The organism is Staphylococcus sp. FSL K6-0223 (assembly GCF_038008285.1).
The window spans coordinates 510,622-526,026 of sequence record NZ_JBBOYX010000003.1; the positions used below are offsets into that span (position 1 = coordinate 510,622).

The 15,405-nt window shown below is 33.4% G+C and carries 15 protein-coding genes; 5 read left to right on the forward strand and 10 right to left on the reverse strand.

What is annotated here, in order from left to right; all coding sequences use genetic code 11:
* Positions 1-315: 315 nt before the first annotated feature.
* Both lrgA and lrgB read left to right on the forward strand, forming a co-directional pair.
* The gene (lrgA, locus tag MHI13_RS19810) at positions 316-762 is read left to right on the forward strand and encodes an antiholin-like murein hydrolase modulator LrgA (protein WP_002432718.1); all 447 of its coding nucleotides are present in this window, start codon (positions 316-318) and stop codon (positions 760-762) included.
* Between the two features lie 3 nt (positions 763-765).
* A complete protein-coding gene (gene lrgB, locus MHI13_RS19815; RefSeq protein ID WP_002453952.1) occupies positions 766-1,467 on the forward strand; it encodes an antiholin-like protein LrgB in 702 nt (233 codons plus the stop codon).
* 98 nt (positions 1,468-1,565) lie between these two features.
* On the opposite strand, the gene MHI13_RS19820 is transcribed toward lrgB, so the two are convergent.
* Genes MHI13_RS19820 through MHI13_RS19835 form a run of 4 tightly spaced genes read right to left on the reverse strand, consistent with a single transcriptional unit; the run spans position 1,566 to position 5,133 of the window.
* Positions 1,566-2,261: an ABC transporter permease gene (locus MHI13_RS19820; protein ID WP_047796673.1), complete on the reverse strand. Its 696-nt coding sequence runs from the start codon at positions 2,259-2,261 to the stop codon at positions 1,566-1,568.
* Positions 2,261-3,205, reverse strand: coding sequence for an osmoprotectant ABC transporter substrate-binding protein (locus MHI13_RS19825; RefSeq protein ID WP_002432629.1), 945 nt, complete (start codon positions 3,203-3,205; stop codon positions 2,261-2,263). The genes MHI13_RS19820 and MHI13_RS19825 overlap by 1 nt, the downstream gene beginning before the upstream one ends.
* A gap of 21 nt (positions 3,206-3,226) precedes the next feature.
* Positions 3,227-3,862: an ABC transporter permease gene (locus MHI13_RS19830; RefSeq protein ID WP_002432732.1), complete on the reverse strand. Its 636-nt coding sequence runs from the start codon at positions 3,860-3,862 to the stop codon at positions 3,227-3,229.
* Positions 3,862-5,133, reverse strand: a complete 1,272-nt coding sequence (locus MHI13_RS19835) for a betaine/proline/choline family ABC transporter ATP-binding protein (protein ID WP_002432604.1) — start codon at positions 5,131-5,133, stop codon at positions 3,862-3,864. The genes MHI13_RS19830 and MHI13_RS19835 overlap by 1 nt, the downstream gene beginning before the upstream one ends.
* A gap of 526 nt (positions 5,134-5,659) precedes the next feature.
* On the opposite strand from MHI13_RS19835, the gene MHI13_RS19840 reads away from it, so the two are divergent.
* Entirely contained in the window at positions 5,660-6,712 is a 1,053-nt protein-coding gene (locus MHI13_RS19840) for a 2,3-butanediol dehydrogenase (protein WP_002432347.1), read from the forward strand.
* Positions 6,713-6,852: 140 nt separating this feature from the next.
* On the opposite strand, the gene MHI13_RS19845 is transcribed toward MHI13_RS19840, so the two are convergent.
* Positions 6,853-7,452 carry a YdeI/OmpD-associated family protein gene (locus tag MHI13_RS19845; RefSeq protein WP_002453956.1) on the reverse strand — a complete coding sequence of 200 codons (600 nt, stop codon included), beginning with the start codon at positions 7,450-7,452 and terminating at the stop codon, positions 6,853-6,855.
* A 186-nt stretch (positions 7,453-7,638) separates the two neighbouring features.
* Here MHI13_RS19845 and MHI13_RS19850 point away from each other — a divergent pair, with 186 nt between their 5' ends.
* Together MHI13_RS19850 and MHI13_RS19855 are read left to right on the forward strand one after the other, a co-directional pair.
* A complete protein-coding gene (locus MHI13_RS19850; protein WP_002469890.1) occupies positions 7,639-9,318 on the forward strand; it encodes an APC family permease in 1,680 nt (559 codons plus the stop codon).
* Positions 9,319-9,406: 88 nt separating this feature from the next.
* Positions 9,407-10,783, forward strand: a complete 1,377-nt coding sequence (locus tag MHI13_RS19855) for a carboxylesterase family protein (protein WP_064210167.1) — start codon at positions 9,407-9,409, stop codon at positions 10,781-10,783.
* A 17-nt stretch (positions 10,784-10,800) separates the two neighbouring features.
* Here the strand turns inward: MHI13_RS19855 and MHI13_RS19860 are convergent, their stop codons facing one another.
* The 5 genes from MHI13_RS19860 to lnsB form a co-directional block, all read right to left on the reverse strand.
* Entirely contained in the window at positions 10,801-11,976 is a 1,176-nt protein-coding gene (locus MHI13_RS19860) for an MFS transporter (RefSeq protein ID WP_064210166.1), read from the reverse strand.
* Between the two features lie 139 nt (positions 11,977-12,115).
* Complete coding sequence (locus MHI13_RS19865; protein WP_002432324.1) at positions 12,116-12,892, reverse strand: ABC transporter permease; 777 nt, start codon at positions 12,890-12,892, stop codon at positions 12,116-12,118.
* Complete coding sequence (locus tag MHI13_RS19870; protein WP_023351170.1) at positions 12,885-13,547, reverse strand: ABC transporter ATP-binding protein; 663 nt, start codon at positions 13,545-13,547, stop codon at positions 12,885-12,887. The genes MHI13_RS19865 and MHI13_RS19870 overlap by 8 nt, the downstream gene beginning before the upstream one ends.
* Before the next feature lie 151 nt (positions 13,548-13,698).
* Complete coding sequence (locus MHI13_RS19875) at positions 13,699-14,490, reverse strand: CPBP family intramembrane glutamic endopeptidase (protein WP_002432923.1); 792 nt, start codon at positions 14,488-14,490, stop codon at positions 13,699-13,701.
* 24 nt (positions 14,491-14,514) lie between these two features.
* Entirely contained in the window at positions 14,515-15,297 is a 783-nt protein-coding gene (gene lnsB, locus MHI13_RS19880) for a CPBP family lipoprotein N-acylation protein LnsB (RefSeq protein ID WP_064210165.1), read from the reverse strand.
* Positions 15,298-15,405: the final 108 nt, after the last annotated feature.

Below are 15,405 nucleotides of genomic sequence, written 5' to 3' on the forward strand. Positions count from 1 at the left end.
AATTAAGTCTTATTATGTATAGTACCTTCTATCAAGAAATGACTTCTTATAATTTTTAGAAAATTTGTAAATATAGAAACTTATTCTACACTATTTACTTTAATATTTCCATACTATAATGTTTGAACTTATAGGTTTAAGATATGTAAGGGCTTAATTTATTGATTGAATTCTTGGAACTCACAAAAATAAGTCAAAAAAATATAATTTCCATGACAATTTATTTACGTTTTTAGTATTATTTCAATAGAATTACCCTTAAAAAATAAATACATATTACAATGTGTTTTATAGAAAGCAAAGGAGGAATTAAAGTTGTCAAACTCTAATTCAAATAAGGAAGATAATAAAAACCCCCAAGAGAAAACATATAATGTTTTTCAACAAGCCTTAACACTGGCAGTTATTTTATTAATTTCTAAAATAATCGAATCATTTATCCCGATTCCTATGCCAGCTTCAGTTATTGGTTTAGTATTATTATTCATCGCTCTATGCACTGGCATAGTCAAGTTAGGACAAGTTGAATCTGTAGGAACTGCTTTAACAAATAATATTAGTTTTCTTTTCGTTCCAGCTGGTATTTCAGTTATTAACTCATTACCAATCTTAAGTAAGAGTCCTGTTTTAATTATTTTATTAATTATTATTTCAACTATTTTATTACTTATTAGCACTGGTTTTGCTTCACAACTTTTAGTTACGAAATCACTTTTCCCATCTAAAGAAAAAAATGAAGAAACTAGTCAAATCGGAGGTTAAACAATGCTTGATCATTTAGGAATTCACACACCATACTTCGGAATATTACTTTCATTAATTCCTTTCGTAATTGCTACATACCTATATAAAAAAACAAATGGTTTCTTCTTATTGGCACCATTATTTGTCAGTATGGTTGTAGGAATAGTGTTTTTAAAGGTAACTGGCATTAGCTATCAAGATTACAAAATTGGTGGTAATATCATTAACTTCTTCTTAGAACCGGCTACTATTAGTTTTGCGATACCTTTATATAAAAAACGTGATGTATTAAAAAAATACTGGATTCAAATATTTGGTGGAATTGCCATAGGTACAGTCGTAGCACTTATTTTAATATACCTAGTTGCTAGATTATTCCAATTTGGTTCTCAGATTACAGCATCAATGCTACCTCAAGCAGCAACAACAGCAATCGCTTTACCTGTATCTGAAGGCATTGGCGGAGTAAAAGAATTAACTTCCTTGGCTGTTATTTTAAATGCAGTAGTTATTTCTGCACTAGGTGCTAAAATAGTTAAAATGTTTAGAATTTCAAACCCCATTGCGAGAGGATTAGCTTTAGGTACTAGTGGCCACACTCTGGGTGTAGCTGCTGCTAAAGATTTAGGTGAAACAGAAGAATCTATGGGAAGTATCGCCGTTGTTATTGTAGGCGTAATTGTCGTAGCTGTTGTACCTATTCTCGCACCAATCTTATTATAAATTTTTAAACTTTATAATATAAAAATAGAGCTACATTTCCTTATACTTTTAATAGGAAATGTAGCTCTTTATTATTAACAATTACAAATCACTGAATATTATCCTAATTTTTGAACTTGGTCTTCTTGTGACTGAGTTTTTTTATTTTTATGAGTTGGATCTAAACGCTTCTCTAAAAAGCGTAATCCAATGTCAATAATTATAGCGATTAATGCAATAGGAATGGCACCAGCTAATATGAATGTTGTTCCATCTGTAGAATTTGTACCACGAATGATAATATCCCCAAGTGTTGGCGCACCTATAAATGAACCAATCGCTACAATACCAATTGCTACTACAAGTGCGATTCTAATACCTCCAATAATCACAGATAATGATAAAGGAAGCTCAATCATTCTTAAAATTTGGTTGCCCGTCATGCCCATACCTTTACCCGCATCTTTAATGTTATCATCAACTTCTACGATACCTGTGTACGTATTTTTAATAATTGGTAGTAAAGAATATAAGAACACGGTCACAACAACAGTAGTTGGTCCTAGACCCATAGCTAACATTAGAATCGCTAGCATCGCAATGGCAGGTACTGTTTGGATAATGTTAGCAATCGTGATGATTGGCCATGATAAGCGTTTATATTTCGCTATAAAAATCCCAATGGGTATACCAATGATACAAGCGAATAACACACCATAAACAGACATAAGTAAGTGTTTAAAGAAAAGTTCTAAAAGGAAGGCCCAGTTGAGTGAATAATACTCTAGGATTGAATGCAATAAATTGCCTTTCATTATTTTTGCCCTCCTTTCTCATCATCAAAATAATGATGTTTCTTCAAGTACTCTTCCGCAATCACGGCAGGTTCTTTGCCTTTACCATCCGCTTCATAATTTAATTTTTGCATTTCTTTAGTATTAATTTTACCTTGTAGTTTTTTCAATGCTTTATCAATTTTAGGATTATCTTTAATTAATTTCTCCGTAGCTAGAGGACTGCCATCATATGGTGGGAAGAATTTACGATCATCTTTTAAGATTTTTAAATCATAGGCTGCAATACGTCCATCTGTAGAATATCCTACTGCCACATCTAATTTTTTATTTTTAAGTGCATCATAAACTAAACCAATTTGCATTGGACGAGCACTATCAAATTTAAAGCCATAATCCTTAACGAATGCAGGATAGCCATCTCCTGCACGATTCATCCATTGCGTATCCATACCTAAACGCAATTTATCTTTATACTTTTTAAGATCTGATACTTTTTCTAAATGATATTTCTTGGCTGTTTCTTTAGTAACCATAAAAGCGTATGTGTTAGCAAACCCTAGAGAATCATAATATTTTTGATCATATTTCTTTTTAAATAAGCGTTGCGTTTCTGACATCGCCTTTTTAGGGTCCTTCGTCGGTTTAGCATCAAGTACACTTGTTAGTTCCGTACCTGTGTATCGAACTGACGACATATTTACATCTCCGCGTTGTAACGCATTATGCTGAATAATACTTGATCCTAAGTTACCAATTAAAGTTGGTTTGATTTTGCCATTTGTTTCATGCTCAATCATTAATTTTTCCATATTACCAATAATTTTTGTTTCACTTGTTTCAGTCGTCGTAATTTTTACATCATCTTTTGCATTGCCATCACCAAGGCCTGGCAAACTACACCCAGATAATACTAAGAGGGACAATGCAATGAGAATGACTGTATATTTCATATGTTTCTTCAAAGACGTTTCCTCCCTTTTTAATTATCTAGATACTTTGAGACCTTTAGGCACTGCCCACTTTTCAACTAATGAAAGTAAGAAGTCAACAATTAACGCTAAAAGTGTTACTAAAATAGCTGCACTTATAATCATAGGTGGTTGATAAAGATTTAAACCGTTAAATACCAAGTCACCTAATCCGCCAGCTCCGACATAACTTGCAAGAGTTGCCCAACTAATAACATACACACTTGAAAGTCGGATACCACTAATGATAAGAGGTAATGCAAGTGGTAATTCAACATCTTTCATTAATTGCATCTTCGTCATCCCCATACTTTGACCTGCTTGAATAACATTTTTATCAATATTTTTTACACCTAATACTGTATTATTCAAAATCGGTAGTAAAACATAGATAAATAAAGCTACAATAGCCGGTGTCTTACCTACACCAAAGATAGGAATCATAATTGCTAATACTGCAAGTGTTGGTATTGTTTGGAGTACACCTGCAATGGTTAATACAACATTAGCTGTGCGAGTCGTTTTAGAAAGTAAAATACCCAGTGGCACCGCTACAACAATTGCTATTAGTAAAGCAATAATTGAAATATAGAAATGCTCAATTGTTTTCGATATGAGTTGACCGCCGTATTCTTGAAAGAATGCTCTCATTATTGATCAACTCCCGTTTTCTGAGTATCATCAGGCTCATTAGCTCCTTTATGTGAGTCAGACTCTTGAGCTACGTTAGCCTCTTGCTCCTCTTGAACACGGTTGTGGGTAGGATGATTATTTAAATGAGATGAGTCATTCCTTAAGCCCTCATCACTCTCACCCCAAATTGAATCGTAAACAATGTCCACTAAGTTTGCACGAGTAATTAAACCAATTAATTCATTATCATCACCCACTACCGGTACGTTTCTTACATTACGTTTAAGAATCGTACGCACTGAATCTTGTAATTTTGAATCAATATGTACCTTATAAATATCACGTTGCATCGTATCAATTAATTCTTTTTTTGCTCTTAAACCTTGATTGATATCTTCAATATCTAAGAAACCTAATAATTTATTATGATTATTCACGACAAAGATGGTATCCACTCGACGTTCTCTCATAATATTAACTGCATCATTTAATGAATCATCCGCCTGTACTGTTACAGGTTTAATCATCGCACCTTCTACCGTCTTCATATTCGGACGATCTTGTATTAAACGATTTTGACCGATAAAGTCTTTAACGAAGTCATTCGCAGGATTTCTTAATATATTATCAGGTGTATCATACTGAACAACTTGCCCTTTAGACATGATACAAATTTTATCTGCCAGCTTAATCGCCTCATCCATATCATGCGTAACGAAAATAAATGTTTTACCAAGCTTTTGTTGTAACTCTTTAACTAAGTCTTGTAACGTATCTCGAGTTATAGGATCAAGTGCACCAAATGGTTCATCCATTAAAATGATATCCTGTTCAGCAGCAAGTGCACGCACTACTCCAATACGTTGTTGCTGTCCACCTGACAATTCAGCTGGATAGCGATCTAAGTATTCTTCAGGTAAATCGACTAATTTAATTAATTCTTTTGCCTTACTATCTTTCTTCTCTTTAGACCATTTTAAAAGTTTAGGTACTAAAACAATGTTCTCTCGAATGGTCATATGTGGCATTAAACCGATTTGTTGAATGACGTAACCAATGCTACGGCGTAATTCTACTGGATTCATATTACGTACATCCTTACCATTCATCGTAATCTGACCGTCAGTCGCTTCAATCATACGATTGATCATACGTAATGCGGTCGTTTTACCACTACCACTTGTCCCAATAAAGGCGATAAATTCACCAGATTCAATATCCAAGGAAATATTATCAACTGCTTTTTTATTCCCTGAATAAATTTTGGTTAAGTTTTTAATACTTAACATAGTTTTGTTCCCCTTTCCAATTGTTAAAGTGACGAAGTTTCCTCAAATTTCAAAAAATAAAAGGCCTCAAGAGCAGTTGTTAAACAAATAGGTTCATAAGTTAAACAAGAGCACAGAGGCCTTTGCTTTTAAAATTTTGAATATGTAATATTTCACATAATTATGTTAGCAATCTGAATATCATACTAACACTAATATGTGCACACGTGAACTTCGGCAGTTATATAAGTCTATACCCTATATTAATTTATTAAACATCAGTCAACTTACAAAGTCATATTTTTCTATGTTAACTTTTTTATAAAATAGAGCCTAAATAAATATTTACCATCTAAAAGTTAAATTTCGATGAAAAAATAAATCAAACCGCAAAAATTCGTGATTTTTTTCACATAAATTTGCTTTAACCTATTGAAAACCTACCATAATAGTATTATTCTCAAAGTGTGATAAGAATTATTACACCAAATGAAAGACTAAAGATGTAGTTTCGATGTCAAATAAACAATTGAGGGGTTGTTAAATTATGAAAGCAGCAGTCTGGTATGGACAAAAAGATGTTCGTGTAGAGGACCGCGATCCAAAAGTATTAAAAGATGATGAAGTTCAAGTGAAAGTCTCATGGACAGGTATTTGTGGTACAGATTTACATGAATATTTAGAAGGACCTATTTTCATTTCAACAGACAAACCTGATCCATTGTTAGGTCAAAAAGCACCTGTAACATTGGGTCATGAGTTTTCTGGCGTAGTTGAAAATGTTGGTAAAGATGTCACACGTTTCAAAAAAGGTGACCGAGTTGTCGTAAACCCAACTGTTTCTAAACGTGAAAAAGAAGAAAATGTTGATTTATATGATGGTTATTCATTTATAGGTTTAGGTTCAGATGGAGGGTTTGCAGAGTTTACTAACGCACCTGAAACAAACGTGTATCATTTACCTGACAATGTATCAGCACGTGAAGGCGCACTTGTTGAACCTACAGCTGTAGCTGTTCAAGCTGTTAAGGAAGGCGAATTATTATTCGGTGACACAGTTGCGGTATTTGGAGCTGGCCCTATTGGTTTACTAACTGTTATAGCAGCTAAAGCAGCTGGTGCAAGTAAAATCTTTGTCTTCGATCTATCTGAAGAACGCTTAGAAAAAGCAAGAAGCGTTGGAGCAACTCATACCTTTAACTCTGGAAATGTAGACCCAGTAAAAGCTGTATATGATAACACTGAAAATGGTGTAGATGTTTCATTCGAAGTAGCTGGTGTTGGTATTACATTACAACAATCTATTGAAGTGACACGTCCACGTGGTACTTCAGTTATCGTAGCTATTTTCGGTCATCCAGTAGAATTTAATCCTCTTCTTCAAATGAATAGAGGGGTTAAATTAACTACTACAATTGCCTATACACCAACAACTTTCCAACAAACAATCGATTTAATCGCTAATGGCAGTTTAAATGTTAAAGATGTAGTTACTGATGAAATTGAATTAGAAAATATAGTCGAAAGTGGTTTCAATCAACTTGTTAATGATAAATCGCAAGCTAAAATTTTAGTCCGTTTAAATGGTGATCAAAAATAATTCAACAATTAGAGTGAAATAAATAAGCGAACAGGGTGGAATCTGTTCGCTTTAAAGCTGTCGGCATGGTCTCTGACGATGTCGACAGTTTTTTTATTTATGCTTAGAGAATAAAATCATGCGCCTGCTCTTTCTTTTCATCACTTATCTTGCATGCCTTTTCCATTTAAAATATGCTCATAATACTTCTCAATGCGATTAATTCTAGTTTGACTACGTTTCGCTTGTGAAATGTGATATAAATACTGACGCTGACGACCTGGAGTCAGATTATCAAACGCCTCTTTAAATTGTGGATTTTCTGAGAATTTTTCCTCTAACTCTTCAGGCACTTCATAATCTTCGGTTTTCTTCATTTCAACTTTCTTACCTGCTTTTTCAGTTTGAATGGCTTCATTTATATAGAATAAAATCTCATCTTTTCGTTCTTTAATTTCGTCTAAACTTTCAAAACGCAATTGACGGGCTGCTTGAACTTTCTCAGTTTGTTGCACTAACGTATGATATTTATCCTCTAAGATAGCCCCTTTATGAAATAGTAGTGCTACATAATGTTTAAAACCATGAATAAGCACTACATTCTTATTATTTAATGTGTAACATGGGTGCATCCATTTATATGTTTCTTCAAGTTCAGTTTCTTCAAAAATTAACTTTCTCAAATATTTATAACACGCCTGCCATTGACTATCTTTTTGTAAAAATTGTTCAACCTTTTCATTTTTTTGTTTATTCATCATTAGCTACCCCCCTTCAATCCTTTTATTAAATATTATTAGCTATTGTATAATTAATTTTCAGAAAAATCTAATTATGTAACGTTAATTAAAATTTTACAAAAACACAATTTGACTATTAATTAAACTCGCGTATAATTGTACCAGTAATTTGTTGAAAAATCTTTCAGCACATAAGAAGGAGTAAATATGGAAAATAAAAATAAATCAAAAAGTAGTAAGATTAACCTCTCGCAACTCGTCTTACTAGGGCTTGGTTCATTAATCGGTTCTGGTTGGTTATTCGGTGCATGGGAGGCCTCTTCTATCGCTGGTCCAGCCGCCATTATTTCATGGATCATCGGTTTCATAGTTATTGGAACGATAGCTTATAACTATATTGAAATTGGGACAATGTTCCCACAATCAGGTGGCATGAGTAATTATGCTCAATACACACATGGATCACTACTTGGATTCATAGCGGCATGGGCTAACTGGGTTTCACTCGTAACAATTATTCCAATTGAAGCTGTTTCAGCTGTACAATATATGAGTTCGTGGCCTTGGGAATGGGCTAAACCAATGGGAGCTTTAATGAAAGACGGCTCAATCAGTACAATTGGTTTATTCGCCGTTTACGTTATTATCGCAATATTCTCCCTTTTAAACTACTGGTCTGTCAAACTATTAACTTCTTTCACTAGTTTAATTTCAGTATTTAAATTAGGAGTACCTTTATTAACTATTATTATGTTAATGATTTCTGGATTTGATACAAATAACTATGGTCACTCAGCAAGTGCATTTATGCCATATGGTAGTGCACCAATCTTCGCTGCAACGACTACATCAGGTATCATTTTCTCATTCAACGCATTCCAAACTATCATTAATATGGGATCTGAGATTAAAAATCCCGAGAAAAATATCGCTCGAGGTATTGCGATTTCACTTACATTAAGTGCAATCTTATACATTGTACTTCAAAGTACGTTCATTACATCAATGCCAAGTTCAATGATTCATGAACATGGTTGGAATGGAATTAATTTCAATTCACCTTTCGCAGATATGGCAATTTTATTAGGTATCAATTGGTTAGCTATTTTACTTTATGTTGAGGCTGTTGTTTCACCATTCGGTACAGGTGTATCATTCGTAGCTGTTACTGGCCGTGTGTTACGCGCTATGGAAAAGAATGGTCATATTCCTAAATTCTTAGGTAAAATGAATGAACAATATAATATTCCACGTGTAGCAATTGCATTTAACGCAATCATCAGTATGATTATGGTTACACTTTTCCGTGACTGGGGTACATTAGCAGCGGTTATTTCTACAGCAACATTAGTAGCATATTTAACAGGCCCAACAACAGTTATTTCATTACGTAAAATGGCACCAAAAATGACACGTCCATTTAAAGCAAATATATTAAAATTTATGGCGCCATTATCATTCGTACTTGCGTCACTAGCAATTTATTGGGCTATGTGGCCTACGACTGCAGAAGTTATTTTCATTATCATTTTAGGTTTACCAATTTATTTCTTCTATGAATATAAGATGAATTGGAAAAACACTAAAAAACAAATCGGCGGTAGTTTATGGATTATTATTTACTTAGTCGTACTCGCATTCTTATCATTCATCGGAAGTAAAGAATTCAAAGGTATGAACTGGATTCATTACCCATGGGATTTCTTAGTTATCGCAATTGTAGCTTTAATCTTCTATCAATTAGGTACAACAAGTTACTTCGAAAGTATTTACTTCAAACGTGCCAATAAATTAAACAAGAAGATGGGCGATAAATTAAGAAAACGTCGCAGAAAAGCAAGACGTAAAGACTGGAAAGAAAGAGATCGTCAAGAACAAAATAACTAACGCATAACTTATAGCGCTCGAGATAAATATCTCGAGCGTTTTTTTAATGGTATAGTTTAAATTAAGAGATTGATAAGGAGATGGGAATATGGTTAAAGTAAATATCAATGAAGGAACGGTTATTGGAACAAGTGACGGTCATATCGATACATTTCTAGGTATACCTTATGCCCAATCATTTAATTCTAAGACACGTTTTCAACATTCACAGTTATACAACATTGTCTATGAAATGATTGATGCCAAGAAAGCTAAACCTATCCCTCCCCAACTTTATAATTCACTTGAAGATTTCTTCTCAAATGGTCTTCAGACGTTTGAAACTTTTAAACAAGATGAGAATTGTCTTCATCTTAATATTTGGCGAGCAAGTAATACCCAAAATTTAAAACCAGTGGTTATTTATTTCTATGGAGGAGGATTTACTCAAGGGCACGGAACAGCAGATTTATACAATCCCTATCATCTCGTAGAACAAGAAGATATTATTGTTATTACCTTCAATTATCGTTTAGGTGCTTTAGGTTATTTAGACTGGTCTTATTTCAATAATCATTATGATTACAATAATGGTATGTCTGATCAAATCAACCTTTTAAAATGGGTACACCATCATATTGCCTACTTTGGTGGTAATCCTCAAAACATAACGTTGATGGGTCAATCTGCGGGAAGTATGAGCATAATGGCACTCATGCAAATACCAGACTTAGACCAGTATTATCACAAAGTGATGTTGCTCAGTGGCACATTACACAGTGATTCTCCTCTAACTGCAAATAAGAAGGCGCAACAATTTGAATCTTTAGTTCACAAGCATTATCCTGATAAATCAATTGAATCATTAACTAGTAATGAAATTTTAGATTTAATGAGATTACATAAAGTAGAACGAGGGCCATCGAGAAGTCTTGATTTGATTTATCAACCTATCCAAAGCCCTGAAATGACACGATCTGTAACTGCATTTTCAAAACCAGTATTCGTTGGTTTCACGAATTCTGAGGGAGATATTTATATAGAGAATGATTCACGGAAACTGTCACCATTGCGCTTTAAAGAAATCATGCGCTTATTCGATATTCCCATTTTAGAAGAAGTTCAAAATGCACAACAACAAAGAGAAGTAATAACGAGATCTTATTTTAAAAATATGGCATTGAACTTTCTACAATCTACACATTCTCAACATAAATGGTTAGCACGTTTCGACTGGTGTAAACCTAAAAGCATTCATTTTAAATCTGCTTACCATATTCTCGATATGATATTTTGGTTTGGCAACTTAAATATTTTATCAGCAAATAACTATAAATATACGCAATCAGATATTCAATTAAGTCATGACATGATGGCAGATTTAGGTCACTTTGTAAGATACAATAGAATGCCTTGGTCTAAATACCATAAAGATACTGAATACTTTCATATATATATAAATAAACCTGAAACGCTCATCCACTAACATGAGCGATTCAGGTTTTAATTTTTAGCGTAATGAATATTCTTTAAAGTTAAAACAACAATAAGTCCGAGTAAGCCAATTATAGCACTTGTATAGGTTATGGCTTGAACATTAATATGAGATATCACTAATCCTCCAACGATGCCACCAAAACCAATACCGGCGTTCAGACATGACATATTCCAACTCATTACTTGGCTTGTATCACCTTCAACGTGTTCAATAATCCCACTTTGAATCGCAGGGTTCGTACTCCACTGCATAATATTCCATACAAACAATCCAATGAGTAGAATAACAGTTCCTGCAAGTAATTGGTTTAACACAAGCATCATGATAATGAAGATTGATACTGATATCATCAACCAACGCTTACTTGTAATTTTATCTGCAAAAACTCCCCCAAGTGATGTTCCGATTACTCCAGCAACACCGTTGACTAACAATGCTAGAGATACAAAAGATAACTCGTGTCCCTTAGATAAAATTAATGGGTTAATATACACAAAAGTGACTGAGTTTGCTACTAAAACTAAGAAAGTGATGATCAAGTATTTTACGATTTCCATAGGACGTATGATACGTGAAGGTATTTCGGAATCATTGTCCGATGAATGATTAGAACGATTGGCATGTGCTAATTCGCTTTCTTTAGGAAGATAGATAATCATCAATATACCTACTAAAACACTAACTGCCATAATAAATAGAAATGTAAAGCGCCAACCAACCCAATCACCTATCATTGTTCCAATAGGGACACCAAATACGTTAGCACCACTAAATCCTGTATACACAACACCTATCATCTTACCTCTATTCTTCGGTTTCGTTAACATTGCAGTTAGGGCTAAGACCTTAACAATGATTAATGATGCTGCAGCTGACGATAGTATACGTCCTATAACTAAAATAGTGAAATTCGGTGCAATTGCGATGATTCCGTTACCAATGATAAAGGTGAATAACGTCCATAATAAAACAGGTCGTACAGCAAATCGATTCGTTAATTTAACTAAAATCGGACCACAAATTGCAAATGTTAATGCGTACATTGTAACCAGCTGACCTATAACCGCTTCGGAAACATTAAGATCATGGCTCATTAAATTCATAATACCAGCTACCATCATCTCCACCATTCCCACGATAAACACACTCAATATAAAAGTGGCAATACGCACGATAGACATAAATAAACTCCTTTCTTTTAAAACTAAATTGTATTGCAAAGGTTTGTAGCAAAAATAAAACAGCTACAAACGCTGTAATGTTCATAACTGTTTCATTATATAATAAGAAATTATGTTTTGTGTAGAATGGATTTAGATATTATTCGTCCCCTACTACATCTGAGTTTCGCGCTATCAACTGATGTCTAGCGTTAAAGAATTGGCCATAACTCATGTAAGTTGCAATTAATGCAGACATAATCGTTGCTGTCGTATGAATAAAGACTACTAATAATTGGAATTTAATGGCTTGTAATGGAGGCACCCCACCAATAATTAAGCCAGTCATCATCCCTGGAATAGATACAAGTCCATACGTTTTCACAGAGTCAATAGTCGGTACAATGGCCAAACGGATACTCTCTCTAATAGAAGACTTTGATGCCATCTTCGGAGTTGCTGATAGCGTTAATTTAGATTCAATACCTGAAATGTCTTGAACAAATGACCGATCTAAGTTTTGATAAGCTAAGTTAATAGCAATCAAGCCATTATTCGCCAACATCCCGCCAATTGGAATAACTTCATTCGCAGTAAATTTAATCGCTCCTGTAGCTAAAGTGCCTGCTAATGGTAATGCTGTACCGATAAATATAGCTACGAATGAAATCCAGAATACATGATGCATCACTGGTGAAGCACGACTTATAGTATTCCATGATGCATTAATAATTATCACTAGCACACATAGCATGAGTAGCCATTTTTCATTAATTTTAAAAATGTAATGTAGCAAGAATCCTAAAATAAGTAATTGTATTGCAGCTCGTATCGTTGCCACTACTAAATCTTTAATGATATGTAAACCTTCTTTATATGAAATAAAGATTGGAATCAATAATAGTAGTGCTGTTAAACATAATGCTGTATTACTCATCACTATTCAACTCCTCGTCCTTAGTGATTTTACCGTCAGTAATGGTGATTCTTCTTTTAAAATGTCTCATACTCTGATCATCACTATGAGTAATCCAAAGAATGGCTACGCCTTTTTTAGCAAAATCAAAGATAATATTTTCAATATTTTCTTTGTTCTTAGTATCTAGTGCACTTGTCGATTCATCCAATAGTAACACTTCTGGCTCATACATTAATTGACGTGCAATCGTAATTCTTTGACGTTCCCCACCAGACATATGTTCAATTTCAGCATCTAAGTCATAATCTCCTAATCCGACTTGTTTAATAAGTTGTTTTGCTTTTTCCCTATCAAACTTATCCCCTCTTGCCTCACAAGGGAATTTCATATTATGTTCAATCGTTGAACCTATTAAGCCACTTTGTTGCATAAGATAACTTACACGTGATCTTAATTCTTCTGGCGAATAGTCATTGTAATTTTTGCCATCTAGATATAGCTCACCTTCAGTAGGACTAATTAAATTATTAAGTTGCTTAAATAAGGTGCTCTTTCCGCTTCCAGATGGACCTATAACTGCTATGGTATCCCCTTTTTCAATATTTAAATTGATGTTGTTTAATATTGTACGTTTATCCGCTTCATATGTAAGATTCTCAACTTTTAATAGCAAGACTAACGCTCCTTTCTATGAAACTATTGTTGTTTATATTCCCTATTTTAAGTTTTATATTAACATTAAATAAATATTTATATTTTCTGAATATTATATTTATCATTAAACAAAAAATGAGTACACACTCACAAATGTGTACTCATTTACATTATAAACCCATTACCATTATTAGAAATGAAACAGCATTGTTTATAGTATGCATCGTAATGGTAGCTGCTAAATTTCTACCAGTTTTGTGATAAACAAAAACGATCATGGACGCGATGATAATATAGGGGCCTATTTCAAATGGCGATTTAGCGCCCACACAATGTAAGCTAGCAAATATAAGTATCGAGACTATATACATGAGCCCGTAAGTTAATTTTTTACCTAATTCATGAATAATCAAATGTCTAAATATTAACTCTTCAACAAAAGGTGTGAGTATAACAATATCTAGAAAAAGAAATGGCACTAACCATCCATGTGTAAACATTTTCGCTATATCTTTATTATTTTCAGTATCATTAAATTGAAACTTTTCCGGTAAAAACTGCATTAAAATCTGATAAAAAGATTCAAATACATAAATCATGACGATAGATCCTATAATTAATATAATATGCTTCTTAAGTGCTTTGAATCGCGATATAGCTATAGGTTTAATGTTGTTTTTATGCATGAGATAAAACACAATTAGTAAAATGAATGCTCCAATTACACTTCCAATGGTTGCAGCATTCATATAATAATCTTCAAATATTTTCTTTGACATGTTACCTACTATTGCATAACCAATGAAGGCACCAATAATTCCACATATAATAGGTATCGCTGTTAAGTTTAATATATAAATTGGAATTAACCAGAAGTCTCTCTTCACTATTTTCTTCGAATCAAATTCGTTCATAACTGGTGTATTTGTTTGTTGATGTATTTCATGTGATTCGTTGCTCATTTAATACTCCTTTATTTAATAACTTTAAAAGATATACACTTTACTCAATATCTCTAAAAATATGAAGCATTGCACACCTAATTGGTAAAGATAGGCTACTGCTAAATTTTGACCTGTTCTAATGTATAAATAAGTTGCACCACTCGCAATAAGTAAATACGGAATTATTTCGAAAATAGAAGCCATGTCATACGTATGTACTAGAGCTTCGATAACAATTGATATCACAATCATTATTTTCTTGTTCCATTTCTTACCTAATTCATGAATAATGATGTGTCTATAGATAAGTTGTTCAATCATAGGGCGTAAAACAACCATTGATATAAACGTAAAGCATAAGGCGATTGGGTGTAGAAATAATCCTTCCACTCGCCGTTCATATTGTGTTACACCAAATCTTAATGAGGCAGGTAGCCACTGAACAAGCCACTCAATAAGTAACATTAGCACAAATGTAATCATAACTACAATAAGTATTTGACGTACATACTTTTTAGCGTTTTTAAACTGTCTCCTTGCGACACTGGCAATATAAAACTTATGTAAGGCAAAAAACAGCATGAGCACTAAACCTTGTGCCAGAACAAAGCTTATACTTAATGAAAGGTTGTAAAACCAGTCAGGTGGTGCATGCTGTGTAATCATTGCAGTAATACCTAGTGTTCCAAAAACAACGATGATAGGTATTATACTTTGAAAAAATATGTATGCTGGTATAAGTAGAATGTCTTTTTTAACAACCTTTTTAGTGTTCCATAAAGGAATATGTCGTTTTCTCTCTATTGATTGTGTCTCTCTATTCATAGCTCACCTCTTATTACCTATCACTTAAACATTATCACTAAAGTACGTAAATGTAATAATTTAATTGAAATTTTAAAATTAATTTTATACGCTTTCATTGTAAAACGC